This is a genomic window from Pseudomonas sp. WS 5059 (genome assembly GCF_012985525.1).
In the GTDB taxonomy this organism is placed as follows: domain Bacteria; phylum Pseudomonadota; class Gammaproteobacteria; order Pseudomonadales; family Pseudomonadaceae; genus Aquipseudomonas.
On the sequence record NZ_JAAQWO010000001.1, the window covers coordinates 970,287 to 994,826 of the forward strand.

At 62.8% G+C, this 24,540-nt stretch carries 21 protein-coding genes; 12 read left to right on the forward strand and 9 right to left on the reverse strand.

The features are described 5' to 3' along the window. Positions 1-9 precede the first annotated feature (9 nt). From HBO12_RS04075 to HBO12_RS04110, 8 genes are all read left to right on the forward strand, one after another. Positions 10-1,722, forward strand: coding sequence for an ABC transporter substrate-binding protein (locus tag HBO12_RS04075; RefSeq protein ID WP_170041520.1), 1,713 nt, complete (start codon positions 10-12; stop codon positions 1,720-1,722). Further along, a complete protein-coding gene (locus tag HBO12_RS04080) occupies positions 1,719-2,642 on the forward strand; it encodes an ABC transporter permease (protein ID WP_169955864.1) in 924 nt (307 codons plus the stop codon). Before HBO12_RS04075 ends, HBO12_RS04080 begins: the two co-directional genes overlap by 4 nt. A gap of 178 nt (positions 2,643-2,820) precedes the next feature. After that, complete coding sequence (locus tag HBO12_RS04085; RefSeq protein WP_170041521.1) at positions 2,821-4,062, forward strand: acyl-CoA dehydrogenase family protein; 1,242 nt, start codon at positions 2,821-2,823, stop codon at positions 4,060-4,062. A gap of 14 nt (positions 4,063-4,076) precedes the next feature. After that, positions 4,077-5,405 carry an LLM class flavin-dependent oxidoreductase gene (locus HBO12_RS04090; RefSeq protein ID WP_170041522.1) on the forward strand — a complete coding sequence of 443 codons (1,329 nt, stop codon included), beginning with the start codon at positions 4,077-4,079 and terminating at the stop codon, positions 5,403-5,405. Beyond that, the gene (locus HBO12_RS04095; protein ID WP_170041523.1) at positions 5,402-6,253 is read left to right on the forward strand and encodes an ABC transporter permease; all 852 of its coding nucleotides are present in this window, start codon (positions 5,402-5,404) and stop codon (positions 6,251-6,253) included. The genes HBO12_RS04090 and HBO12_RS04095 overlap by 4 nt, the downstream gene beginning before the upstream one ends. Then, entirely contained in the window at positions 6,250-7,890 is a 1,641-nt protein-coding gene (locus tag HBO12_RS04100; protein ID WP_170041524.1) for a dipeptide ABC transporter ATP-binding protein, read from the forward strand. Before HBO12_RS04095 ends, HBO12_RS04100 begins: the two co-directional genes overlap by 4 nt. Before the next feature lie 8 nt (positions 7,891-7,898). Then, entirely contained in the window at positions 7,899-9,071 is a 1,173-nt protein-coding gene (locus HBO12_RS04105; protein WP_170041525.1) for an acyl-CoA dehydrogenase family protein, read from the forward strand. Between the two features lie 54 nt (positions 9,072-9,125). After that, positions 9,126-10,136, forward strand: coding sequence for an aldo/keto reductase (locus tag HBO12_RS04110; RefSeq protein WP_170041526.1), 1,011 nt, complete (start codon positions 9,126-9,128; stop codon positions 10,134-10,136). A gap of 33 nt (positions 10,137-10,169) precedes the next feature. Here HBO12_RS04110 and HBO12_RS04115 read toward each other — a convergent pair whose 3' ends face one another. Then, complete coding sequence (locus tag HBO12_RS04115; protein WP_169955850.1) at positions 10,170-10,646, reverse strand: Lrp/AsnC family transcriptional regulator; 477 nt, start codon at positions 10,644-10,646, stop codon at positions 10,170-10,172. A 132-nt stretch (positions 10,647-10,778) separates the two neighbouring features. Here HBO12_RS04115 and rarD point away from each other — a divergent pair, with 132 nt between their 5' ends. After that, positions 10,779-11,660: an EamA family transporter RarD gene (gene rarD, locus HBO12_RS04120; protein ID WP_169955848.1), complete on the forward strand. Its 882-nt coding sequence runs from the start codon at positions 10,779-10,781 to the stop codon at positions 11,658-11,660. 119 nt (positions 11,661-11,779) lie between these two features. Here the strand turns inward: rarD and hppD are convergent, their stop codons facing one another. From hppD to HBO12_RS04150, 6 genes are all read right to left on the reverse strand, one after another. Further along, positions 11,780-12,856 carry a 4-hydroxyphenylpyruvate dioxygenase gene (hppD, locus tag HBO12_RS04125; protein WP_057440066.1) on the reverse strand — a complete coding sequence of 359 codons (1,077 nt, stop codon included), beginning with the start codon at positions 12,854-12,856 and terminating at the stop codon, positions 11,780-11,782. 295 nt (positions 12,857-13,151) lie between these two features. After that, complete coding sequence (locus HBO12_RS04130; protein ID WP_170041527.1) at positions 13,152-13,871, reverse strand: fimbrial biogenesis chaperone; 720 nt, start codon at positions 13,869-13,871, stop codon at positions 13,152-13,154. Further along, positions 13,868-14,893 carry a fimbrial protein gene (locus HBO12_RS04135; RefSeq protein WP_170041528.1) on the reverse strand — a complete coding sequence of 342 codons (1,026 nt, stop codon included), beginning with the start codon at positions 14,891-14,893 and terminating at the stop codon, positions 13,868-13,870. Before HBO12_RS04135 ends, HBO12_RS04130 begins: the two co-directional genes overlap by 4 nt. Continuing rightward, positions 14,890-17,493 carry a fimbria/pilus outer membrane usher protein gene (locus tag HBO12_RS04140; RefSeq protein ID WP_170041529.1) on the reverse strand — a complete coding sequence of 868 codons (2,604 nt, stop codon included), beginning with the start codon at positions 17,491-17,493 and terminating at the stop codon, positions 14,890-14,892. The genes HBO12_RS04135 and HBO12_RS04140 overlap by 4 nt, the downstream gene beginning before the upstream one ends. An 18-nt stretch (positions 17,494-17,511) precedes the next feature. Further along, positions 17,512-18,261, reverse strand: coding sequence for a fimbrial biogenesis chaperone (locus HBO12_RS04145; protein ID WP_170041530.1), 750 nt, complete (start codon positions 18,259-18,261; stop codon positions 17,512-17,514). 28 nt (positions 18,262-18,289) lie between these two features. Beyond that, complete coding sequence (locus HBO12_RS04150) at positions 18,290-18,853, reverse strand: fimbrial protein (protein ID WP_170041531.1); 564 nt, start codon at positions 18,851-18,853, stop codon at positions 18,290-18,292. A gap of 365 nt (positions 18,854-19,218) precedes the next feature. On the opposite strand from HBO12_RS04150, the gene HBO12_RS04155 reads away from it, so the two are divergent. Next, positions 19,219-20,760, forward strand: a complete 1,542-nt coding sequence (locus HBO12_RS04155; protein WP_169955839.1) for an EAL domain-containing protein — start codon at positions 19,219-19,221, stop codon at positions 20,758-20,760. A gap of 198 nt (positions 20,761-20,958) precedes the next feature. Further along, a complete protein-coding gene (locus HBO12_RS04160; protein WP_038441053.1) occupies positions 20,959-21,324 on the forward strand; it encodes a histone-like nucleoid-structuring protein, MvaT/MvaU family in 366 nt (121 codons plus the stop codon). A 202-nt stretch (positions 21,325-21,526) separates the two neighbouring features. On the opposite strand, the gene HBO12_RS04165 is transcribed toward HBO12_RS04160, so the two are convergent. Beyond that, a complete protein-coding gene (locus HBO12_RS04165) occupies positions 21,527-22,063 on the reverse strand; it encodes a DUF4946 domain-containing protein (RefSeq protein WP_262376899.1) in 537 nt (178 codons plus the stop codon). Between the two features lie 199 nt (positions 22,064-22,262). Between HBO12_RS04165 and gloA the strand changes: the two genes are divergently transcribed. Beyond that, positions 22,263-22,784 carry a lactoylglutathione lyase gene (gene gloA / locus HBO12_RS04170; RefSeq protein WP_170041533.1) on the forward strand — a complete coding sequence of 174 codons (522 nt, stop codon included), beginning with the start codon at positions 22,263-22,265 and terminating at the stop codon, positions 22,782-22,784. A 127-nt stretch (positions 22,785-22,911) separates the two neighbouring features. Here gloA and ahpF read toward each other — a convergent pair whose 3' ends face one another. After that, positions 22,912-24,465 (reverse strand): alkyl hydroperoxide reductase subunit F, encoded by a 1,554-nt coding sequence (ahpF, locus tag HBO12_RS04175; protein ID WP_169955836.1) that lies wholly within the window; start codon positions 24,463-24,465, stop codon positions 22,912-22,914. Positions 24,466-24,540 lie beyond the last annotated feature (75 nt).

Genomic DNA, 24,540 nt, shown 5'->3' on the forward strand with positions numbered 1-24,540 from the left:
GCCTTGACGATGCCGATCAATCACTGGAGCAGGTACGCCCTGCTCCTGGGGTTGCTGCTGGTGGGCGCCTGCTCGCCGGACGCCCCACCGCCCAGCTCGGTGCAGCGGGTGGACGGCCACCTGGACGCCCAGGGCCTGCTCAGCTACGACCCCAGCGACTACCACGAAACCCGCCAGGGCACGCCGGGCGGCACCTTGCGCGTGTCGGCCGCGCTGGATACCGGCACCTTCGATGTGCATTCCAGCTACCACGGCAACGTGCAATGGCTGGCGCGCATCGTCTACGACTGCCTGTTGTACCAGGACGAAAACGGCAAGCTCTCGCCCTGGCTGGCCAAGTCCTGGGACGTCTCAGAGGATGGCAAGACCTACACCTTCCATTTGCGCGACGACGTGACCTTCAGCGACGGCGAAAAATTCAACGCCCAGGCGCTGCGGGCCAACCTGGAACATATGCGCGACCCGGCCACCAAATCACCGCTGGCGGCGGCGTACATCGCGCCCTACGTCGATGGCCGGATCATCGACGACTACACCTTTGAGGCGCACCTGCGCGAGCCTTACTCGCCGTTTTTGTATGTGCTGGCGCAGTCGTGGCTGAGCATGGTCTCGCCCAAACAGATCCGCGAAGCGCCCAAGAGCATCGCCGAACGCCCCATCGGATCCGGGCCGTTCGTACTGCAAAGCTATACCCGCGAACAAGGCGCGACCTTTATCAAGCGCGCCGATTACCACTGGGCACCGCCGGTGACCCGGCACATCGGCCCGGCCTACCTGGACCGTATCGAGCTGAGCATCGTCCCCGAGGCCATGACCCGCTACAGCACCCTGCAATCCAAACGCTCGGACTTCACCCTGGATGCACCGGCGCAAAATACCGCGGCGATGCGTGCTTCGCAGAACCTGGTGGTGCGCAACCGGATCCGCATGGCCAGCCCTTACCGCAGCCTCACGTTCAATACCCTGCGCTTTCCATTCGACGATGTACGGGTGCGCAAGGCCATCGCCCAGGCCATCGACCGTGACGGCCTGGCCTGGATTGCCGGGTTCGGTGAGTTCTTGCCCAAGAGCGATTACCTGGCGGTGAACACGCCGTTCTATGACCCGGCCTACCGCGACGTATTGAAATACGACGTCGACGCCGCCAACCGCCAACTGGACGAAGCCGGCTGGACCCAACGCGATGCCCAGGGCTATCGGGTCAAGGACGGCCGGCGCCTGTCGGCGCACTTGCTGGGTTTTGAAAGCCCGCCGTTCCCCAGCAGCGTCGCGGTGGCGGTGCAGGCGGATGCCAAGAAAGTCGGCATGCAGTTCATTATCGAAATGATGCCCCTGGCCCAGCTCACCGACCGCCGCACGGCGGGCAACTACGACGCCATCGGCGGCGGCTATTGGCACACCAACACCCCCGACGGCCTGTACATCCTGTACCACAGCGACTCGCGCGCCTCGCCAAGCAAAAGCGGCAACAACCTCAGCAACCTCAGCGACCCGCGCCTGGACCAGTTGCTCAGCGACGCCCGCCGCTCCCATGACCCGGTGCAACTGCAAGCCCTGTACAGCGCCGCGCAACAACGCCTGACCGAAGTGGTGCCGGCGGTGCCGGACTTCGAGAGCCAGGTGCTGATTGCCTATCGCACGGCGGTCAAGGGCTTGATTTTCGACACCGTGCACAACACCCCATTTTTTACCAGCGTCTGGCTGGACCAGGAGGCACCATGAAACGGCTTGCCGCTCGACTACTGGCCGGTGTGGGCGTGCTGTGGGGCGCGGCCACCCTGACCTTCGTTGCCATCCATTTCAGTGCCGGCGACCCGGTGCTGGCGATTCTCGGCGGACCGGACGCCATCCCCACCCCGCAGCAACTGGCCCAGGTCCGTGAGGAATACGGCTTTGACCAACCGTTGTGGGTGCAATACGGGCGCTATATGGGGCGGATCGCCCACGGTGATTTCGGCGAGTCGTACCGCTTGCGCATTCCCGTCACCGAGGCCATCGGCAAGCAGATTGGCGCGACGCTGCAACTGGCCCTGAGTGCCGCCCTGCTGGCTATCGGCCTGGCGCTGGCCAGCGCCGTGCTTACCGCCAAGCGCAACCCCTGGGTGCGTCGCGTGGCTTCGGCCAGCGAGCTGGTGCTGTCGTCATCGCCGTCATTCGTGCTGGGGATTTTGCTGTTGCTGGTGTTTTCGTTCCAGTGGCCGGTGTTGCCGCCAGCCGGCTCCAACGGCTGGCAAACCCTGATCCTGCCGACCCTGGCCCTGGCCCTGCCGATTGCCGGGATGCTTAGCCAGGTGCTGCGCCAGGAACTGGAAGACATCCTCGAACAACCCTTTATCGCCATGGCCCGTGCCCGCGGCCTGTCGCAGACCGCCGTGCGCCTGCGCCACGCATTGCGCCATGCGCTGGTGCCGCTGGTGACCTTGTCCGGGTTCATCTTCGCCAGCCTGCTGGGGGGTGCGGTGGTCACGGAAATGCTGTTCGCCCGCCAGGGTATCGGGCGAATGATGCTTGATGCAGCCGTGGCCAAGGATGCGCCGGTGGTGCTGGGGATCACCTTGTTGGCGGCACTGGTTTATGTGGTGGTGAACCTGTTGGTGGATGTACTCAACGGGTTGATTGATCCACGGGTTAAACCGCGATGACGGCTGATTCACACAGGCTGCTTTATGTGGGAGCGGGCTTGTGTAGGAGCGGGCTTGCCCGCGATGACGGTGTATCAGTCAACTATTTATCAACTGACCCTCCGCTATCGCGGGCAAGCCCGCTCCTACAGTGGATCACCGACAGCTTCAGATACTGTATTCAAGTAAGGAACCGAACATGAGCGACACCCCACTGCACGAACGCTTCGCCCCGGTTTTCCAGCGTATTGCCCAGGGCGCGGTGCAACGCGAGCAAGAACGCACCCTGGCCTTCGACGCCGTCGATTGGCTGAAAACCGCAGGTTTCGGTGCCCTGCGCGTGCCGCGCAGCCAGGGCGGCCTGGGCGCCAGCCTGCCGGAGCTGTTCGCCCTGCTGATCGAGTTGGGCAGCGCCGACTCGAACCTGCCACAAATCGTGCGCGCGCATTTTGGCTTCGTCGAGGGCCGGCTGGTGAGCCAGGACCCCGAGTCCCAGGCGTACTGGTTCCCCAAGGTGGTCGCCGGGCAATTGTGGGGCGCAGCCATGGCCGAGCGCAGTGACACCACCACCAACTCGGTGACGCTCAAACCCACCGCCGAAGGCTGGCAACTGGACGGCCAGAAGTACTACTGCACCGGCACCTTGTATGCCGACTGGATCGCCGTGGCCGCCGCCGACGGGCCCGACTTTATCAGCGTGGTGGTGCCCACCGATGCGCCCGGCGTGACCCGCGTGGATGACTGGGACGGTTTTGGCCAGCGCCTGAGCGGTAGCGGCACCACGCGCTTTGAGCAGGTGGCCGTGCCCGAGCATCAGGTACTGCGGCGCTTCAAGCCCGGCGAGCTGCGCGCCGAATCGTATATCTCGGCGTTTTACCAGCTGTTCCACCTCGCGACCCTGGCCGGGATCGCCCGCGCCGCGTTGCGCGACGCCGTCGATTTTGTCCAGGGCCGCACCCGCGCGTTTGGCATCCCCGGGCAATCCAGCCCGCGCCTGGACCCGCTGGTGCAGCGGGTGATCGGCAAGCTGTCGAGCCTGTCCTATGCCGCCGACAGCCTGGTACAGGCCACCGCGCAGGTGCTGCAAAGCACCCATGAGGCGGTGCTCGACGGCTCCATCAGCGAGGCGCAATACGTCGATGCGGATGTGCGCACCTACCAGGCACAGCAAGTGATCCTGCCGCTGGTGCAGGAGGCCACCAGCCTGCTGTTCGAAGTCGGCGGCGCCTCGGCCACCAGCCAGGTGCGCCGCCTTGACCGGCATTGGCGCAATGCCCGCACCCTGGCCTCGCACAACCCGGCGATCTACCGCGAGCGGGCCCTGGGTGACTTCTACCTCAACGATGTCAGCCCCGCTGCCGCCTGGCGCGCCGCCCAGGAACAGGCCGTGGCCGACCACCCCGAGCATGCCAGCGCCCGCGATGAAGCCAGCGCCGTCTAACCCCAGGAACCTGCATGAAAAAGCACATGAGCATTGGCATGAACATCCTCGGTTTCGGCGCCCACGCGGCGGCCTGGCGCGTCGGCGAAGTGCCGGCCGATGCCTACCTGGATGTGGAGTACTACCGCACTATCGCGCGCATCTCGGAACGTGGCTGCCTGGATGCGATCTTCCTCGCCGACGGCCCGGCCCTGGCGGGCGATGTGGCCACGCAACCGGTAGGCCGCCTGGAACCGACCCTCCTGCTGACCGCCGTGGCCCTGGCCACGCAGCACATCGGGGTGATCGCCACCGCCTCCAGCACCTACAACGACCCCTACAACCTGGCGCGGCGCTTCGCCTCCCTGGACCATATCAGCGGCGGCCGCGCAGCCTGGAACGTGGTGACCAACGCCACTGACGCCGCCGCGCAGAATTTCGGCCTGGCCAACCAGTTGCAACACGGGGAGCGCTACGCCCGCGCCGAAGAATTCATCGACATCGCGTGCAAGCTCTGGGACAGCTGGGAAGACGACGCGATCATCGGCGATGCCGGCAACGGCCGCTACGCACATCCCGACAAGATCCACAGCCAGGACTTTGTCGGCCGGCATTTTTCCATCAAGGGCCCGCTGAACCTGCCCCGCTCGCCCCAGGGCCGGCCGGTGCTGGTGCAGGCGGGCTCATCGGAGGGTGGCAAGGCCCTGGGTTCGCGGTATGCCGATGCGATTTTCACCACCCAGACCAGCCTGGAAGATGGCCAGTACTTCTACCGCGACATGAAGCAGCGCGCGCGCCAATGGGGGCGCAACCCCGAGCACCTGAAAATCATGCCGGGCCTGTCCACGGTGATCGGCAGCAGCGAGGCCGAAGCCCATGCGCGCTTTGATCAACTCAATGCCTACCACGGCGAACATGGCCTGATTCAGCAAGTGGCCGCGCGGATCGGCATCCCCGCCGAGGAACTGCAGTTGGATGCGCCGCTGCCGTGGGCGCGGATCGGTGAAGTGGGCACCTATGAGAAAGGCTCCCAGGGGTTTCTCGAAGCCCAACTCAACCTGGCCCGCCGCGAAGGCCTGACGGTGCGCGAACTGTCGCGGCGCATCCTGGTCGGCCATCGCCTGCTGGTGGGCACCCCGGAACAGGTGGCCGACACCCTCGAACACTGGTTCCTCGCGGGCGCCGCCGATGGCTTCAACATCATGCCGGACATGTTTCCCTCGGGGGTCGAGGTGTTTGTCGATGAAGTGGTGCCGCTGCTGCGCAAGCGCGGGGTGTTCCGCCATGAGTACAGTGGCAGCACGCTGCGTGAGCACTTGGGGTTGCCGTACCCACAGAGTCAGTATGCGAGGGGCCTGGCATGAGCACCTATACCCTGCCCTGGCGCTTGCCCTTGGCGCTGCCGAGCACCTTTCGCCCCGGCCTGTCACTGGCCTGGCTGTTTGTGATTGGCTTGTTGATCGCGGCGCTCGTGCCGCATTGGCTGACCGGCGTCGACCCCCTGGCCGCCGCCGCCCGCAACGCCTACCTGCCACCCAGCGCCAGCCACTGGCTGGGCACCGATGAAAACGGGCGCGATGTACTTGCCCGCTTGATCCACGGGGTGCGCCCTTCACTGTTGATGGGCCTGGTGTCCACGGCCATCGGCCTGGGCGCCGGGATCATCCTCGGCTTGGCGGCCGGCCTCGGCCCGCGCCTGGTGGATGGTGCGATCATGCGCCTGATCGACGTTTTGCTGGCCTTTCCCGACCTGCTGTTGGCCCTGGTGATCATCACGTTCTGGGGCCAGGGCCTGTGGATCACCCTGATTGCAGTGGGCGTGGCGAGCATCCCGCGCTTTGCGCGGATGGTGCGCGCGCAGACCCTGGTGGTGCGCGATGCACCCTACGTCGAAGCCGCCACCACCCTCGGCCGGCATCGCGCAGCCGTGGTGTTGCGGCATGTGCTACCCAATGCGATCAAGCCGATCCTGATCCTCGCCACCATTGGCATCGGCCACAACATCATCACCGGCGCGGCGCTGAGCTTCCTCGGCTTTGGCGCCTCGCCGCCCGCGCCGGAATGGGGTTCGATGCTCGCCATGGGCCGCAACTACCTGGCCAATGCCTGGTGGCTGGTGGCCTGGCCGAGTGTGGCGATCATCCTGACGGTGGTGTCGATCACCGCCCTTGGCCGGGACTGGCTGGCGCGCAGCGAGGGTAAATCCCGATGAGTACGTTAGTGGATGTACAAGACCTGCGGGTACAGTTTGGCCACACGCCGATTATCAAGGGCATATCGTTCAGCCTGGCCGCCGGTGAACGCCTGGCGCTGGTGGGCGAGTCCGGCTCGGGCAAGACTGTCACCTCGCGCACCCTCAGCGGCCTGAGCGGCGAAGGCTCACGGGTACAGGCCGCGCGCCTGGCGTTTGCCGGCACCGACCTGCGCCAGTTGGACGACCGCGCCTGGCAAACCCTGCGCGGTGCGCAGATCGGCTTTGTGATGCAGGACGCCCTCGGCTCCCTCGACCCGCTGCGCCCGGTAGGCAAGGAAATTGCCGAACCGCTGCGCCTGCACACGCCACTGGGTCGCGATGAGCGCCAGGCACGGGTCATCGAACTGCTGCGCGCGGTCGGCGTGCCGCAGCCCGAGTTGCGCGCCTTGCAGTACCCCCATCAACTGTCGGGCGGCCTGCGCCAACGGGCGCTGATCGCTTCGGCGATTGCCGCCGGCCCGCGCCTGTTGATTGCCGATGAACCGACCACGGCGCTGGACGCCACGGTGCAGGCCCAGGTCCTGGCGCTGTTGGAGTCCCTGCGTTCCCAGGCCATGGCGATGCTGGTGGTCAGCCACGACCTGGCGGTGGTGTCGCGCCTGGCGGACCGGGTGGCGGTGATGCATCACGGGGTGATTGTCGAGCAAGGCCCGGTGGAGGCGATCCTGCATGACCCGCAGCATCCCTACACCCAGTCGCTACTGCGGGCCGGGCGTGCGGTGCATTTCCAGCGCCCGGCCCTGGCGGCGCCGAAAGTGGCCAGCGCCGAGCGCTTCGACCTGCCGTTGATCGAGGCGCGCAACCTGCAAAAAACCTTTATCGGCCCCGACGGCCAGCCCCATGTTGCAGTGCACAACGCCAGCTTCAGCCTGCGCGCCGGGGAAACCCTGGGAATTGTCGGCGAGTCCGGCAGCGGCAAGACCACCCTCACCCGCATGCTGTTGGGCCTGGAGCGCCCGGACGCCGGCGATGTGTGGCTCAACGGCCGGCCCTGGAGCGCCCTGAACGATCAACAACGGCGCCAACTGCGCCAACGCATCCAGGTGGTGTTCCAGGACCCGCAAAGCTCGTTCGACCCGCGCTACACCGTGGCCCGCGTGCTTAACGAGGCGTTGCAGGTAGCCGGTCTGCCCCGCCGCGAATGGCCGGCGCGCACCCTGGAGCTGCTGCAACTGGTGCGCCTGGATGCCAGCGTGCTCGAGCGCCGCCCCCTGGAGCTTTCCGGCGGCCAGCGCCAACGTATCGCCATTGCCCGCGCCTTGGCGCCCAACCCCCAGGTGCTGGTATGCGACGAGCCGGTGTCGGCCCTGGATGTGTCGGTGCAGGCGCAGATCCTCGCGTTGCTGGCTGACCTCAAGTCACGCCTGAAACTGGCCTGCCTGTTCATCTCCCACGACCTGGGGGTGATCAACCAGGTCAGCGAACGGGTGCTGGTGATGAAGGACGGCGAGGTGGTCGAAAGCGGCCCTGTGCGCGATGTGTTTGACCACCCGCAGCATGCCTACACCCGCGCCCTGCTCGATGCCATCCCGCAGATCGACCGGCCCGCCCCGGTGCCCGAGCACCACTTCATTACCTACGCCATTGCCATATAAGGATTGTCATGAGCTTTTTGTCCGTGCCAGAGCTGTTGCAGCGTGCCGCTGTGTTATTGCCGCAGATCGCCGAGGGCGCCGCCGAACGCGAGCGCACCCGGCAACTGCCCCATGAGCAGATCCGCCAACTGGCCGCAGCGCGCCTGCTGACCCTGCGTATTCCCCAGCGCTACGGCGGCAGCGAGTCCAGCGTGCGCGAGGTGGTGCAGTTCGTCATCGACCTGGCGGCGGTGGACTCCAATATCGCCCAGTCCCTGCGCCCCAGCTTTGCCTTTATCGAAAGCCTGCTGGTGCAGCAGTCCGAAGCCGAGCGCCAGCTGTGGTTTGCCCACTACTTGCAGGGCGAGGTGTTCGGCAACGCCGGCTGGGAAATCGGTGGCGCCAACGGCCAGGTCAGCGCGCGGATTGTGCCCCAGGGCGAGCACTTTCGCGCCAATGGCAGCAAGTACTACAGCACGGGCGCGCTGTATGCCGACTGGGTCAGCGCGGTGGCGCTGGATGAAAACGAGGAGCCAGTGTCGTTCGTGGTGCCCCGCGACCGCGAAGGCCTGGAGCTGGTGGATGATTTCGACGCCATGGGCCAGCGCCTGACCGCCAGCGGCACCACGCGCCTGAACAACGTGCTGGTGCGCCGCGAGGAAATCCGCACGCGGGTGGTGGAGGAAGGCCAGCGTTCGATCATCACGCCGTTCCTGCAACTGTTCCTCGGCGCGGTGCAGGCCGGGATTGCGCGCAATGCCTTGAACGATGCGGTGGCCTTTGCAAGGGACCATGCGCGGCCGATCAAGCACAGCAGCGCCAGCCGCTCGGTGGATGACCCCTATGTGGAGTTTTCCGTGGGTGAGATCTCGGCCCGCGCGTTTGCCGCCGAAGCAGTGGTATTGCGCGCCGCCGACACCCTCGACGCGGCCTGGGCCGAGGAGTTGAGCCATGAGGCCGTGACCCGCGCAGCCATCGATGTGGCCCAGGCCCAATACATCGCCGCCGAGTCGGCACTCAAGGCTGGCGAGCTGCTGTTCGACGTCGGCGGCGCCTCCACCACCGGGCGCAGCCATAACCTCGACCGGCACTGGCGCAATGCGCGCACCGTGGCCAACCACAATCCCCGGCACTGGAAAGCCGCGGTGGTCGGCGCCTATCGGCTCAAGGGCACCGAGCCACCGACGTCGGGCTTGTTCTAGAGCCTTGCTCTCTGGTATTGCATAGCAACTGTCTGCGCTTTTGAGGAGTTCACCATGATTTACCGCACACTGGGCCAGTCCGGGCTCAAGGTCAGCGCACTGACCCTGGGCACCATGATGTTTGGCGAACAGACCAACACCGAAGACTCGCTGCGTATCATCGACAAGGCCTGGGACCAGGGCATCAACTTCATCGATACCGCCGACGTCTACACCGGCGGGCGCTCCGAGGAAATCGTCGGTGAAGCCATCAGCCGCCATCGCGCCGACTGGGTCGTCGCCTCCAAAGTCGGCTTTGGCCCGCCGGACGGCCTGCCCAACCGCAGCGGCCTGAACCGCAAGCGCATTTTCAACGCGCTGGAAGCCAGCCTCACCCGGCTCGACACCGATTACCTGGACATCTACTACCTGCACCGCGAAGACCACGACACCCCACTGGAAGTCACCATTTCGGCGATCGGCGACCTGATCCGCCAGGGCAAGATCCGTTACTGGGGGCTGTCCAACTATCGCGGCTGGCGCATCGCCGAAGTGGTGCGCGTGGCCGAGCGCCTGGGGGTCGACCGGCCGATCATCAGCCAGCCGCTGTACAACATCGTCAACCGCCAGGCCGAGGTGGAGCAGATCACCGCGGCGGCGGCCTACGGCCTAGGCGTGGTGCCCTACAGCCCACTGGCCCGTGGCGTGCTCAGTGGCAAGTACGCACCGGATATCAGCCCCGAAGCCGGCAGCCGCGCCGCACGCCAGGACAAACGCATCCTGGAAACCGAATGGCGCGTGGAGTCATTGCGCATTGCCCAACAGATCCAGCAATACACCCAGGGCCGTGGCGTGGGGATTGTCGAGTTTGCGATTGCCTGGGTCTTGAACAACCAGGCGGTCAGCTCGGCGATTGTCGGGCCGCGCACCGAGGCGCAGTGGGATGCCTATACCGGGGCGCTCGATGTGAAGATCAGTGCCGAGGATGAGGCGTTTATTGACTCACTGGTGACGCCGGGGCATGCGTCGACACCGGGGTTCAATGATGTAGGGCACTTTGTCTCGGGGCGCATTCACCGCCCCTGACCCCCTGTGGGAGCTGGCTTGCCTGCTCCCACATCAACCCAGCGGCACATCCAGGCTGACCTTGACCCGGTCCATCACCACGATGCTGCGAAACCATTTGATATTGCGGTTCTCGTAGAACAGCGTGCGGGCCAGGGTTTCGTAGGCCTTCATGGTTTCCACCACGATCACCAGCATGAAGTCGGCATCGCCGGTGACGTAATAGCACTGCTGCACCTCGGGGATCGACATCTGCACCTTGAGCACATCGAGGTCTTCGATATGGGTGCGCTCGGCGTGCACCTCCACCAGGATCGTGATCGGCTTGCCCACTGCATCCTGATTGATCACCGCCGTATTCGCGATGATCGCCCCACTCTGCTCCATGCGTTTGATGCGCCGCTGTACCGCTGCGGTCGACAGGTTGACCTGCTCGCCAATCACCCGCAGTGCGGTGGTGTTGTCGCGTTGCAGGTGCTTGAGAATCGCGCGGTCGAAATCATCCAGGGGCGGCTGGGGGCTGACGGGCATGCTGGCGAACCTTGGGCGTGAGAAAATTTCCCATAAGATGCCGCAAAACAGAGCAAACGTCTCACCTCAAAAGCAATATATTCCCACCTGAAATTCCCCCTCTTTTGTTTGAATCGGTTTGGCGAGGACTGCGTGTCTAAAGGCGTTGTTTTATCGGTAGCGGCCTCGGTGTTGTTTGCCGTGATGTATTACTTCACATCACTGCTCACGCCATTGAGTGGCCTGGAGATTTTCGGTTGGCGCATGTTGCTGACCGTGCCGTGCATGACCGTGTTCATGGTGGTCAGCGGTGAGTGGCGCCAAGTGTGGGAATTGCTGCGATTGCTCGCGGGCAAGCCACGACTGATCGGTGGGATTGTGCTGTCGTCGGTGCTACTGGGCGTGCAACTGTGGCTGTTTATGTGGGCGCCGCTTAACGGCCGCAGCCTGGATGTGTCCCTGGGCTACTTCCTGCTGCCGCTGACCATGGTCCTGACCGGGCGCCTGGTGTATGGCGAAAAGCTCTCGCGGCTGCAACTGATCGCGGTGGTGTTCGCGGCGATTGGCGTGCTCAACGAGCTGTACCAGGTGGGCGGCTTCTCCTGGGCCACGCTGCTGGTGATCATCGGTTACCCCATCTACTTCGTGCTGCGCAAACGCCTGGCGACCGACCACCTGGGCGGCCTGTGGCTGGACATGGCGCTGATGCTGCCGGTGGCGCTGTGGTTTGTCCAAAGTGGCGAACAGGGCTTCGCCGTGCTGGATGCACACAAAGGGCTATATGGGTTGATCCCGATGCTCGGGCTGATCAGTGCTTCGGCGTTGGTGTGCTACATCATCGCCAGCCGCTTGTTGGCGTTCAGCCTGTTTGGCCTGCTCAGCTATGTGGAGCCGGTGCTGTTGCTGGGGGTGGCGTTGCTGCTGGGGGAAAGCATCGGGCCGGGTGAATGGCTGACCTACATCCCGATCTGGCTGGCGGTGATGGTGCTGGTGTTCGAGGGTTTCAAGCACCTGATGCGCCAGCGTAGAGCCTGACCCGATAACTGCAGGAGCGAGCTTGCTCGCGAAGGACTCAAAGACACCGCGCCACCTCAGGCAGTACGCGTTATCGTTGACGTCCATCGCGAGCAAGCTCGCTCCTACAAAAAGCCATGTCAGTCGGTGGTCAACACACCACGACGGACCTGGTCACGCTCGATGGATTCGAACAGGGCCTTGAAGTTGCCTTCGCCGAAGCCGTCATCACCCTTGCGCTGGATGAACTCGAAGAACACCGGGCCCATCAGGGTTTCCGAGAAGATCTGCAGCAGCAGGCGCTTGTCGCCGGCCACGGACGAGCCGTCCAGCAAGATACCCCGCGACTGCAACTGCTCCACCGGTTCGCCGTGGTTTGGCAGGCGGCCTTCGAGCATTTCGTAGTAGGTGTCTGGCGGCGCAGTCATAAAGCGCATGCCGATCTTCTTCAACGCGTCCCAGGTCTTGATCAGGTCATCGGTGAGGAACGCCACGTGCTGGATGCCTTCGCCGTTGAACTGCATCAGGAACTCTTCGATCTGGCCTGCGCCCTTGGACGACTCCTCGTTCAACGGGATGCGGATCATGCCATCCGGGGCGCTCATGGCCTTGGAGGTCAGGCCGGTGTATTCGCCCTTGATGTCGAAGTAGCGCGCTTCACGGAAGTTGAACAGCTTCTCGTAGAAGTTGGCCCAGTAGACCATGCGCCCGCGATAGACGTTGTGGGTCAGGTGGTCGATGACCTTGAGGCCGGCGCCCACCGGGTTGCGGTCCACGCCTTCGATAAACACGAAGTCGATATCGTAGATCGAGTTGCCTTCACCGAAACGGTCGATCAGGTACAACGGCGAGCCGCCGATGCCCTTGATGGCCGGCAGGTTCAGTTCCATCGGGCCGGTTTCGATATGGATCGGCTGGGCACCCAGCTCCAGGGCGCGGGTGTAGGCCTGTTGCGAATCCTTGACGCGAAACGCCATGCCACACACCGACGGACCGTGCTCGGCGGCAAAGTACGAAGCGATGCTGTGGGGTTCGTTGTTGAGGATCAGGTTGATCGCGCCCTGGCGGTACAGGTGCACGTTTTTCGAGCGGTGGGTTGCCACCTTGGTGAAGCCCATGATCTCGAAGATCGGCTCCAGGGTGCCCGGGGTCGGCGATGCGAATTCGATAAATTCAAAGCCCATCAGGCCCATTGGGTTTTCGTATAGATCTGCCATGATTTGGCGCCTCATCATCTTTTTTAGAATTAAGTAAATTAATTGCCAGCAAGGATGAGGTGGGCAGGTGGCGCACAGGAAATGCCCCGCACGCTGCGGGCGAGGAAGTCACCGTAGATGAGTTGGAACCCGAGTAGCTTCATGGTTGAGTCATTCTCTTACGGGCGTCTCTGACGGACGAGGCCTGCATGGAAACAGGCGCTTATTCTTGTATGCGTAAACGGATTCTACACAGCGTAAACAGCTTTGTCCGTATTCCTTATCAAATCCTTATGCCCGTACGGACGCAAGGGGTTTATTGCACAGTGTGCGCTACATGAGTGCGGGTGTTGCCATGGTCGTCCAGGGTGGTGAAGTGCACCAGCGCCGCAACCGACGCCTGCCCTGGCGCGCCATGCAAGGTAACGATTGCACTGGATCGGGGGGCAAGCATCGGCGGGTCATCGTTGCGGTACTGGCGCCCCTCGCTCCCCAGCACAATGCTGGTCAAGCTCACATGGTAGGCACTGGCGTTGTGCACATGCAGGGTGCCCGCCTTGGGCAAGCGCCACTCCAGGCCTTCGGCGGCCTCCTCCGCTCGCCCTGGCAACAGTGGCGGGCGCAGGAACAGTTTGATGCGGCTGCGCAAGGCGAACTGCACGCTGTGGGCCGCATCCGTCTGCGGCGGGATACCCAGTACGTTGAGCCAATACACCTGCTCCACGCCCCCCTGCGCCGGCTCGCCATCATAGGCCACGCGCAACGCCTGGGCCTGGCCGGCGTCCATGCGCAGGATCGGCGGGGTCACGGTGAACGGTACGTCACTGTATTCAGGGCGCACCAGGGGGTCGCCTGCGTCAATCCAGACCTGTACCAGCCGTGGGTTATCCGCCTCATTGCTCAGGTTGAGCGTGACCTGGCCCACGGCTGCCGGGTAAATCAGGCGGGTGCGGTCAAGCACGATTTCCCCATGGGCACTCCAGGCCAGCAGCCAACCCAGTACGCCCGCTGCCAGACGTGCCCAGGCCCCGCTCATCGGTAGCTCAAGGTAAAGGTGGCCAGTCCCTTGGCCGTGCCGGGATGCACGGTAGGCTCGGTTTGCAGGTACCGCGCCGTCAGCGGTATGCGAACCGTGCCATTGCCCGTACTGCCGGCCGACCATTGGTTGGGGTTGCCAATACCACTGGCGTCCGGCCCGTAGCTGACGACGGCGTTGCCGTGCAGCAGTTGCAGGGCGAGGCCACGGGCGGTGGAATCTTGCGTCAGCGTCAGGCGCTCGCCACGGTTGGCCGGTTGAGTTTGGTCGGTGAGTGTCACCCACACATCCAGCCTGCCCCCTGTGCCGCCCGCGCACTGCAACTCAATCTCGCGGCTAGCACCACCGGCGACGCTGCCCACGCCGGTGAACGCGGTGGCTGCCACGCTGCCCAGATCGATCGGCACCGAGGGTGTGGATACCGAACAGGTAGGTTTCAACGGCGGCCCCACCACCACGGTGGCAAAGGTGAACAAATGGACCGCGTGAAAATCAGGATGGACCCTGAACTCTGCAAAGGGCTGCGCGAATACCACCCCACCCTGGATCGCACCGGTGACAAAAAACACCACGCGCACGCGCACGCCCCAGGAGGCCAGGCCGGGACGTAGCGGCCCGCGCAGGATCGACACGCCTTGATTGATGCTTTTCCATTCACCGCCATCGCGGTCCTGTGCCATCAAGCCATAGCCCACACCTTGCAGGCCGGTGGTAAAGATCGGCAGCGATAACCCGGAGTGGCCAAAATACTTGCCGGTAAAGCGCATGTTCCTTGCCACGCTGATATACGACCAATGATCCACGCTCACGCCCACGCCATAGGTGCAATCCTGCGCGTCTGGGGATTGCAGCGCATAGCCCTGGGGGTCGCCCAGCACTTGGCCCACCCGGGGGTTAGCCGGCACGCTGATGGAGGCAATCGAAAGCGCCACGGGAGGCGCGGGCGTGCAACTGGCATTGGCGTGCACCTCGGCGGCGGCCAGCAGCGCGAGCAGGCCAAGAAGGCATGCCTTGGCGCTCATCGTGCGGTCACCTCGCGCCCGGCCGCCACGCCTACGCATTGCCCTTGCAACAGGTCGGCGTGGGCTTGGCGCCGCGTTGCCTGGGGTTGCAGGCGATAGTGGATGTAGCAACGGTCAGCGGCGGTCTCGCTCCACTTCACAGTGAGCGTGCCCTGCTCGGCAATGCCCCTGACAAAGGCCTTGCTGGCCTGGCCAATCACCCCAACTTCGCTGCCGTGCTCATCAAACACCTGGGCGGCGAATGGCAACGGCTTGCCGTTCTCGCGCAGGGCCTTGACCACCACTGCCCGCCCGACCACCGTGGCAAAGCTCAAGCGGGCGATGGCCCCGGCGGTGGGCACGATGCGTTGGCTGGTCTCTTGCAGTTCCACGTCATAGGCGCTGCCCTCGGGGTCGATACCCACGGTATTGGCCTGGAACGCCCGCAGCGACGGCACCACGGCGTAGCCGTTGCGGTCGACCCGCAGGTGATTGCCATTGCTCAACCGTGCACCCTGGGCAGCGGGCACATGGACCAGGGCGGCCGCCTCGCCGAGGTAGTGCGAGAACGTCAGGCCGTCTGCATGGGCCACCAGGCCGCCGTCGGCGCTCAATGAAAGCTGGCTGCTGTCGCGGTTCTGCCCATACCCCAGCCGCAGGGCGGCCGTGCTGGCGTTGTACCCGGCATAGGCATTGAAACTGCCCTGGCTCGCCCCCTCGGCCGAGGCGCGGGTGCCGGCGATGCCGTAGTTGAGCGTGGCGTCATCATCGAGCATGCCGTTGATGCCCAGTTGTTGCTGGCTGCCGCGACTGCCTCCGGTACTGCGAATCAAGGTGCTGGTCAGGCTCGGTGCGCGCGGGCTGCTGCCCAGGGGCAGGGACACTGTCAGCATCACGCGATTATCGACGTGGCCGGCGTTATCCGAACGGGCCAGCAATACCGGCGCGTGTTCGTCTTGATGATTGCTCCGGTCTGGGGCTTGGACCCGCGAACGCTGGGCGCTGAGGTTCCAGTTGAGGCGGCGCCAACTGGCGCCATAACTCAGGTGATACGCGGTTTCGCGCCCCAGGCGCGGGCCCCAGTATTGGGTCGAACTGGCATAGAACCCCAGGGTGCCCGCCCCCGCCTGCTGGCTGATGGTCAGGTCCAGGCGCGTCTTTTGCCGGGCGTAGCTGCCAATATCCTGGCCCCGGCGCCCCAGCTCCCGCACATTGACTGCGTCGGTGAGGTTCAGGTAGCCCTCGGTGGAAAAACGATAGGCGCCCAATACCAGGTGCGTACCGGTTTGCGACAGTTGCCGGTCGAAGCCCAGGCCGACGTTCTGCCCCGACAGCACCCCCTGCCCAGGGACATGCGTGCGCGAATCGGTGGCGTCCAGCGAAAATGCACCCAGGGTGGTGTTCAGTGCCACACCCGCTTTGCCCTGGGCGTAACCTTCAGAAAAACTGCTGCCGCCATACAGCGTCAGGTCGTCCAGCAGACCATGCTGGAGTGTCCCTTCAAACGCCAGGGGGGCCCGGCCCTCGACGCCATTCTGGCGGACCTGGCCCAGGGTCATGCCGTACCGGCTGGCGCTGCGCCGCAGCAGGTGCGGTGCCACGGAAAACGGCACGCTGTAACTGTATTGGCGACCGTCGATTTCCTTGACGCTGACGCTCAGGTCGCCGCCACCTGTGGAGTACAGGTCGTTGATCACAAACGGACCGGGGGCCACGGTGGTTTCGTAGAGCGTATAGCCGTTCTGACTGACGGTGACGGTGGCGTTGCTGTCGGCCATTCCTCGCACCACTGGCGCATAACCCTGTTGCGAAGGCGCCAGCATTTGCTCGTCGGTGCCCAGGCTGAGGCCACGCATGCGGGTACTCTCCAGGATCTGCCCGCTGCTGAAGCTGTCGCCCAGGGTCAGGCGCGATTGCCAGGCCGCGAGGCTGCGTTGCACATAGATCGCGCTGCTCTGGTAGCGCTCGGCACCGCTTCGCGAGTCCCAGGCCTGCGCGCCCTGGTGGCGCAAACGCCAACTGCCGAGGTTGAGGCCGGTGTTGAGCCCCAGGTAGGCCCGGTCTTCGCCACTGCCGGCGGTCATGGTCGAGGCGCTGAAGTTGTAGCTGAGCAAGCCGGCATTGATGCCTTCGTCCCATTGGCGGGGGTCGATGGCATCACGGGCCGTCGGGGTCAGGTAGAGCTGGGGCACGCTAAGGGCCAGCTGCAGCGCACCGCTATCGACGCTGCTGGAGGCCATGGGGATCCATTGGCCAAGATCCCCGCACAATGGGCCTGGGGAGACGGGCTGGTTTGGCGCCACGCCCAGTCGGGTCAACAGCGGCCAGTCCAGGCACGGCACGACGTCGTCCTGCACCGCAATAAAGTCCAACGCATGGCGCCCGGCAGGCGCGCCGTTGAGCGTTACATCGACCCGGTACTTGCCGGGCGCCAGGGTGTCGTGGCGGCTGAAGCGGGAAATATCCACGCCCGCTGCAAGGCCACTGGAAAACGCCTCAAGGTCGAAGGTGACCGAAGCTGCCAGGACCTCGGGGCAGATCAAGGCCACCACCATTGCGGGAAAGTACAGGGCACACAGGGCAATACACCCCCGCGTCCACCGTTGCAGGTAAAAAAACATAAGTCAGGCTTCGCGTTACTAAAGAGGCGCCCAGCGCGGCACGGAGAAACCACCGAAATCGTCGATGTACTGGAATTGCACCCGGGCGTCGGCGGGCACCGTCTGCACCAGAGGAGGCAGGGCAAGGTCGAGGCTGGCATAGGGCGCGACCATGCCTTGCTGTTCGGTGGGCACCGCTTGGCCGCCCATCACCAGCGCGACCTCATGGAATGTCACATGGAAGGGCGACGGGTTGGTTACCCGCAGCACCGCCGGCTTGCCGGTATGCAAGGTCCAGGTCAGTTGCCCCGGCGCATCATGGGCGTTGCCCGCCAGGCCCCGGGGCCGGAAAAACACCTTGGTGCGAATGCGAAAGGCAAACCGCAGCTGGTTCTGGCGCTCCTCCTCGGCCTCGGTTTGCGCCGGTCGGGTCTGGGGCGGCACCTCCAGCACGTTGAGCCAGAACAGCGACTCCCTGTCCCCGGCCAGCGGCTCCCGGGTATAGGCCAGGCGTATGGACTGGCTCTTGCCCGGGTCCAGGCGAAACACCGGCGGGCTGATACTGAACGGTACCTCACTGTGTTCCGCCAACTGCCGTGCATCACCGTCGTCCATCCACACCTGCACCAGGCGTGCGGCCTGTTGATCATCGTTGCGCACCTGTACGGTGATTTCCCTGCGCACCTCGGCGTAGACCTGGCGTGTACCACTTAGGATCACCCCGGCCTGTGCCTGCGCGAAGGCCAGGCACAGGCACAGCGCAACCTTTAGGCGTGATAGGCAACCCATGCTGCGTACCCTCGGTTTTTTCAGGCGATCAGGGAAAGATCACCGAGTACTGCACCGCCGTAGTCACCAGCCCGACTCCCGCCGCGCCGCCGGTGGCGATGTAACGTGCCGCAAAGGGCATGGTCGCCAGCCCGCCGGTGACCGTGGCCGTGGTCGAGGCGTGGCCGCTGCGCAAATCCATGGGCCTTTGGGTTGCACCGTCGACAATTTGCACTTCCACTTTGGCCGCCGCAGTCTTGGGCGCGGTATTGCGCAAGTTGCCCGTGGCCGGGTTGATGGCCGGGCTGGTGCTCTCATACAGCACCGCCACTTTGGTCGCATCTGCGCAACTGGCGCCGCCGCCCACGTAGATAAAGAACGGTTTGGAGCTGGCGGTTGCCCCCGCCGTGGACAGGGCGCTGGCCTGGACCTTGTCGAGGACTACCGGGAAGTTCGCCCCGGAGCCTGGGGCACCGCCGGTTCCACCACTGATGGTGCAGGTGGTGCCGGTGATTTCGCCGGTCAGGGTGATGGTGCCGTCGGCAGCAGAGGCCGCAGGTATGACGAAACCACAAGCAAGCAGCAGGGCAATGGCCAGGACATTGTTTTTCATTACGCACGTGTTCCTATGTGTTAGATCGAGCCCCGCTCAAACGCCACGCAGGCATAAGCCCGCCCGCGCAATTTGGGCTTGATGACGCGAAAGAGTTGGTTTTTGAACGCAGCGTCTATATGGGGCGCTGTTTTTTTGACAAGCATTGATCCAGGCAATAACGCAATAGACCAATCAGCTTTTCCTCGTCAAAATATGTTGCAAAGTTTGGCAAGGTTGAAAAACACGCACAATTGGCCAAGTAGCTAGGTCAACGCGTTTAAAGTGCTTATTTCCATAGGGCAACTATCATTTCATTCGTGTATCTGACGCCTCGCCTGTAGCCGTTGCCAGGCCCCTTCCTCATTCTGCTACAGGCCGCGTAAATGCCACTCACCATCAAAGGCCCGCGCAAGCGCGCCGCCCGCTACTTGATCACGGTCCTGTGCGGCATGCTGCCGATTCTGCTAGGGGTGGTGATCCTGTACCTGCAGGCCCAGCGCACCCTGGAAAACAGCACCGCGCAGACGGCTATCGAGGCCGTGCGCCAATTCGACCTGATGCTCGACAACACCGCCCTCGCCGCCCAGGACCTACTGCCGCTGGCGGGCCAGGACTGTGACAATGCGGCAAAACTGGCGCTGCGCGAGCAAGTCACCCGGCGCCCCTTTGTCCGCGCAACCACCCTGTCGTTTAAAAAGTCCATTTATTGCAGCTCGTTGTTTGGCGGCGACTATGTGTCACCGGTCAACCCGGACGATTACGTCAATGGTCGCCTGTGGCTGATGAAGGGCAACCCGGTCACCCCCGATACCGCCTTGTTGGTTTATCGGCTGGTGGACGGCGACAAAGCGGCGTTTGCCTCGATTGACGGTTACCACCTGACAAACGCCCTGCGCCTGATCAGCCGTTATGCCGACCTGGTATTGCAGGTCGGGCCCAATTGGCTGGGTAGCGACGGCAAAGTGCGCGACACTGCGCTACCGGTGTTTGCCGTGGCCCATCACCACCTCGACTCCCAGCGTTACGCCTACAGCGTGGAAGCCGGTATGCCCGAAGGGGAAGTCTGGCGTTACATGCAAGCCCGGTACCCGCCACTGTTCAGCCTGCTGGTGTTTTTCGGCGTATTGGCCGGCGTGCTCGCGCACTGGCTGCAAAAGCGCTCCAGCGCACCGACCCATGAACTGCAGCGGGCGCTGGGCGCCAATGAATTCGTGCCCTATTACCAACCGGTGGTGCGCGGTGACAACCTGCAATGGGCCGGCTGTGAAGTGCTGATGCGCTGGAAGCATCCAAAAGAAGGCCTGGTTCGCCCGGACCTGTTTATTCCCCTGGCCGAGCATTCAGGGCTGATTGTGCCCATGACCCGGGCATTGATGCGCCAGGTGGCCACACAGCTTGCACCCCATGCCGATCGCCTGGGCGGTAATTTCCATGTGGGGATCAATATCACCGCCCGGCACTGCCAGGACCTGGAGTTGGTGCAGGACTGTCGGGAATTTCTCGCGGCCTTCCAGCCCGGGCAAGTCCTGTTGACCCTGGAGCTGACCGAACGCGAACTGATCGAGCCCACCGACGTGACCCGCCAGCTGTTCCAGGCCCTGCACGAACTGGGGGTGATGATCGCCATTGATGACTTCGGCACCGGCCACTCCAGCCTGGGTTATTTGCGCAACTTCAATGTTGACTACTTGAAGATTGATCAAAGCTTTGTGGCAATGATCGGGGCCGATGCTTTATCGCGGCATATACTCGATAGCATCATCGAGTTATCGGGCAAGCTTGACTTGGGCATCGTCGCCGAAGGCGTGGAAACCCAAGAGCAATGCGATTATCTGGCAGCGCAAGGCGTGGACTTTTTGCAAGGTTACCTGTTTGGCCGCCCAGTGCCTTTTGACGCATTCATTAAGTCTTTGCGTGGTGCTTGAATATCGATCTAGCATCATCATGAAATATTGTTATTTATACAAAGGACATGATTTACTCGTGGCTCATTAACTACTACAATTTTTCCTGCCTGTGCTGAATCGGCAGGAGAGCCACTTTTACCGAGTCATGCTGAGGCTCTTGGCTTATAGCTTTGTTTACAGTTGGTATCAGCCAAATACACTATTGGAGTAAATATTTTGTCCAGACTCGCCGAATTTCGTGCCGCAGAAAAAGCCCTTCAAGAGCAGCTCGCCCAGCTGGAATCCCTGAAGAACGATGCTGGCTTGAAGAAAGAAATCGAATTTGAAGAAAAGCTTCAAGGGCTGATGAAAACCTACGGCAAGAGCCTGCGTGACATCATCTCCATCCTTGATCCAAACCCGGGCAAATCGGGAATCCAAGCGGCAGCCGCACCTAAAACCCGCCGCGCACGCGTGGTCAAGGTGTATCACAACCCACACACTGGCGAACTGATTGAAACCAAGGGCGGCAACCACCGCGGCCTGAAGGCCTGGAAAGAACAGTATGGCGCAGCCACTGTAGATTCCTGGTTGCGCGGCTAATACCGGCGCACTAATAAAAAGCCTCGCAGATGCGGGGCTTTTTTGTTTGTGCACTGCGATTTCGCGGCCCGTGGCTTTGGAACGTGGACTTCTAAACACATTCCACTTGGTACAAATTCACCGACCAGTGGCTGTACGCTGCGCCCTTATAGTTATGTGTTTTTTTGTAACTGCGCCATGTCAGGCATCTAGCCATCGCCCATCAAAGTTTCAGGCTTGCACGTACCTCACTGACTTCTTCCTTGCTCGACTCATAGGCTTGAGCTTGCCCGGCGTATGAAAAAACATAGGCCTTATTCGCATCAACAGCGCCTATCAGTGTTTGCGAGAGCACATGCCGACCATTCTCGGTAATCACGCAGGTAGTTTCCAGGGCCTCAAGATGACTCAAGGTAGTCGGGTGCATCTTGTTGCAGACACTTTGATAACCACTGCGGGCAAAGTCCTTCTGGATGGACTTGCGCATTTCCAGCAGCACACCTTGCAGATTGACCACATGCCCAGGCTCGATCGGGGTGCCCGTCAGCTCCATGACCATCTGTGTCTCGCCGTTTTCGTTGTTCTTTATCGCACGTTGGCGAGATACCGGCGACGGCGTGGCCGGTGCATCGGCATCCGCCACCACTTCCTCCACCTGCCAGCCGCTGGGCCAGTGAATCTCGGGATCTGCCGCCAATACAGCAGTGCTGGCCAAGATCAGGCACACGGTGCTCAACAGCGGTTTGTTCAGTCGGCTCATTGCAAAAAACACTCGGAGTTCAAGCCGCAAAGTTTGAGCCTGCACGTAGGATAGTCGCAAGGCCCGTGTCAGCTTTTTCATTTGGCGTGGCTGGCGCGGCTTGCGTATCATGGCCCGGCTGCACGGATGCCTGTCAGCCGCAAGCCAAAGGACCGCTCAAGTCACGAGCCGCGTCTGCCCCATTTTTTCTGGAGGGCCCATGAGCCTGCACGAATTGAACACCTTCCCGGGCGTCACCGCCCAACCCGACACCGCTACTGCGAACTTCGTGTTCAACCACACCATGCTGCGGGTCAAGGACATCACCAAATCGTTGGACTTCTACACCCGCGTCCTGGGTTTTTCCCTGGTTGAGAAGCGCGACTTCCCGGAAGCCGAATTCAGCCTGTACTTCCTCGCCCTGGTCGACAAGGCGCAGATCCCAGCCGATGCCGCCGCACGTACCCAGTGGATGAAGTCGATCCCGGGCATCCTGGAACTGACCCACAACCACGGCACCGAGAAAGATGCCGACTTTGCCTACCACAATGGCAACACCGACCCGCGCGGGTTTGGCCATATCTGCATTTCGGTGCCGGATATCGTGGCGGCCTGCGAGCGGTTTGAAGCGTTGGGCTGTGACTTCCAGAAGCGCCTGACGGATGGGCGCATGAAAAGCCTGGCGTTTATCAAGGACCCGGACGCGTACTGGGTTGAGATCATCCAGCCAGCACCGCTGTAAACCGGCTTGATGCCCCAGCAGGAGGGTATCACCGTGGTGTTTGCCTGCACCGCAGGCAAACCAGCGCCCACAAAAGCAACGGCCACAAAAAACCCATGATCTCTCATGGGTTTTTTAGTTTCAGGCCTTACGCTCGGATCAGGTGATCAAAAGCACTCAAGGAAGCCTTGGCGCCCTCGCCCACCGCAATCACGATCTGCTTGTACGGCACCGTAGTCACGTCACCTGCGGCAAACACGCCTGGCAGTGACGTCTCGCCACGGGCATCGACAATGATCTCGCCACGGGGCGACAACTCCACCGTGCCCTTGAGCCAATCGGTATTGGGCAGCAAACCGATCTGCACAAAGATGCCTTCCAGGTCGATGGTCTTGAACTCGCCAGTATCGCGGTCCTTGTAGGCCAGGCCGGTGACTTTCTGGCCATCACCCTTGACCTCGCTGGTCAGCGCACTGGTGATCACATCAACGTTCGGCAGGCTGTAGAGCTTGCGTTGCAATACCGCGTCGGCGCGCAACTTGCTGTCGAACTCGAGCAACGTGACATGGCTGACAATACCGGCCAGGTCGATGGCCGCTTCAACACCGGAGTTACCGCCGCCGATCACCGCCACGCGCTTACCCTTGAACAGCGGGCCATCGCAGTGTGGGCAGAAACACACACCCTTGGCCTTGTACTCCTGCTCGCCCGGCACGCCCATTTCGCGCCAGCGCGCACCGGTGGCCAGGATCACGGTCTTGGACTTGAGGGTCGCCCCGCTCTCGAAGCGAATTTCGTGCAGCTCACCGGGATTTTTCGCCGGGATCAGGCTGCTGGCGCGCTGTAGGTTCATGATGTCCACGTCGTACTGACGCACGTGGGCTTCCAGGGCGCTGGCCAGTTTCGGGCCTTCGGTTTCCTGTACCGAGATAAAGTTCTCGATGGACATGGTGTCCAGCACTTGCCCACCAAAACGCTCGGCGGCCACCCCCGTGCGGATACCTTTACGCGCGGCGTAGATAGCCGCGGCAGAACCTGCCGGGCCACCACCGACGACGAGTACATCAAAGGCGTCCTTGGCGCTGATTTTCTCGGCCGCTTTTTCGATACCGCTGGTGTCGAGCTTGGCGAGAATTTCTTCCAGGCCCATGCGGCCCTGGCCGAAGTTCACACCGTTGAGGTAGACGCTGGGCACTGCCATGACCTGGCGCTCGTCGACTTCAGCCTGGAACAGTGCGCCGTCGATAGCGACGTGGCGGATGTTCGGGTTGAGCACAGCCATCAGGTTCAGCGCCTGGACTACGTCCGGGCAGTTCTGGCAGGACAGCGAGAAGTAAGTCTCGAAGCTGAACTCGCCCTTCAGGCTGCGAATCTGCTCAATCACTTCGACACTGGCCTTCGACGGGTGGCCACCGACTTGCAGCAGGGCCAGCACCAACGAAGTGAATTCATGACCCATGGGGATGCCGGCAAAACGCAGGCTGATATCGGCACCCGGGCGGTTGATGGAGAACGATGGCTTGCGCGCGTCATTGCCATCGGTTTTCAGGCTAATCAACGTGGTGAGGCTGGTTACGTCCTGCAAAAGGGCAAGCATTTCCTGGGATTTCGCACCGTCGTCGAGGGAGGCGACGATCTCGATCGGCTGGGTGACCCGTTCCAGGTATGACTTCAACTGAGCTTTAAGATTGGCGTCCAACATACGGGCGATTTCCTATTTCAAATCAATTCGGTAAAAAAAAACGCCCGAGCGAATCTCGCCCGGGCGTTTTTGAGG

What these genes read in the sequence shown, in the direction of transcription:
- HBO12_RS04075 (WP_170041520.1), top strand. Translation starts at nt 10, where the DNA reads ATGCCGATCAATCACTGGAGCAGGTACGCCCTGCTCCTGGGGTTGCTG.
- HBO12_RS04080 (WP_169955864.1), top strand. Translation starts at nt 1,719, where the DNA reads ATGAAACGGCTTGCCGCTCGACTACTGGCCGGTGTGGGCGTGCTGTGG.
- HBO12_RS04085 (WP_170041521.1), top strand. Translation starts at nt 2,821, where the DNA reads ATGAGCGACACCCCACTGCACGAACGCTTCGCCCCGGTTTTCCAGCGT.
- HBO12_RS04090 (WP_170041522.1), top strand. Translation starts at nt 4,077, where the DNA reads ATGAAAAAGCACATGAGCATTGGCATGAACATCCTCGGTTTCGGCGCC.
- HBO12_RS04095 (WP_170041523.1), top strand. Translation starts at nt 5,402, where the DNA reads ATGAGCACCTATACCCTGCCCTGGCGCTTGCCCTTGGCGCTGCCGAGC.
- HBO12_RS04100 (WP_170041524.1), top strand. Translation starts at nt 6,250, where the DNA reads ATGAGTACGTTAGTGGATGTACAAGACCTGCGGGTACAGTTTGGCCAC.
- HBO12_RS04105 (WP_170041525.1), top strand. Translation starts at nt 7,899, where the DNA reads ATGAGCTTTTTGTCCGTGCCAGAGCTGTTGCAGCGTGCCGCTGTGTTA.
- HBO12_RS04110 (WP_170041526.1), top strand. Translation starts at nt 9,126, where the DNA reads ATGATTTACCGCACACTGGGCCAGTCCGGGCTCAAGGTCAGCGCACTG.
- HBO12_RS04115 (WP_169955850.1), bottom strand. Translation starts at nt 10,646, where the DNA reads ATGCCCGTCAGCCCCCAGCCGCCCCTGGATGATTTCGACCGCGCGATT.
- hppD (WP_057440066.1), bottom strand. Translation starts at nt 12,856, where the DNA reads ATGGCAGATCTATACGAAAACCCAATGGGCCTGATGGGCTTTGAATTT.
- HBO12_RS04130 (WP_170041527.1), bottom strand. Translation starts at nt 13,871, where the DNA reads ATGAGCGGGGCCTGGGCACGTCTGGCAGCGGGCGTACTGGGTTGGCTG.
- HBO12_RS04135 (WP_170041528.1), bottom strand. Translation starts at nt 14,893, where the DNA reads ATGAGCGCCAAGGCATGCCTTCTTGGCCTGCTCGCGCTGCTGGCCGCC.
- HBO12_RS04140 (WP_170041529.1), bottom strand. Translation starts at nt 17,493, where the DNA reads ATGTTTTTTTACCTGCAACGGTGGACGCGGGGGTGTATTGCCCTGTGT.
- HBO12_RS04145 (WP_170041530.1), bottom strand. Translation starts at nt 18,261, where the DNA reads ATGGGTTGCCTATCACGCCTAAAGGTTGCGCTGTGCCTGTGCCTGGCC.
- HBO12_RS04150 (WP_170041531.1), bottom strand. Translation starts at nt 18,853, where the DNA reads ATGAAAAACAATGTCCTGGCCATTGCCCTGCTGCTTGCTTGTGGTTTC.
- HBO12_RS04155 (WP_169955839.1), top strand. Translation starts at nt 19,219, where the DNA reads ATGCCACTCACCATCAAAGGCCCGCGCAAGCGCGCCGCCCGCTACTTG.
- HBO12_RS04165 (WP_262376899.1), bottom strand. Translation starts at nt 22,063, where the DNA reads ATGAGCCGACTGAACAAACCGCTGTTGAGCACCGTGTGCCTGATCTTG.
- gloA (WP_170041533.1), top strand. Translation starts at nt 22,263, where the DNA reads ATGAGCCTGCACGAATTGAACACCTTCCCGGGCGTCACCGCCCAACCC.
- ahpF (WP_169955836.1), bottom strand. Translation starts at nt 24,465, where the DNA reads ATGTTGGACGCCAATCTTAAAGCTCAGTTGAAGTCATACCTGGAACGG.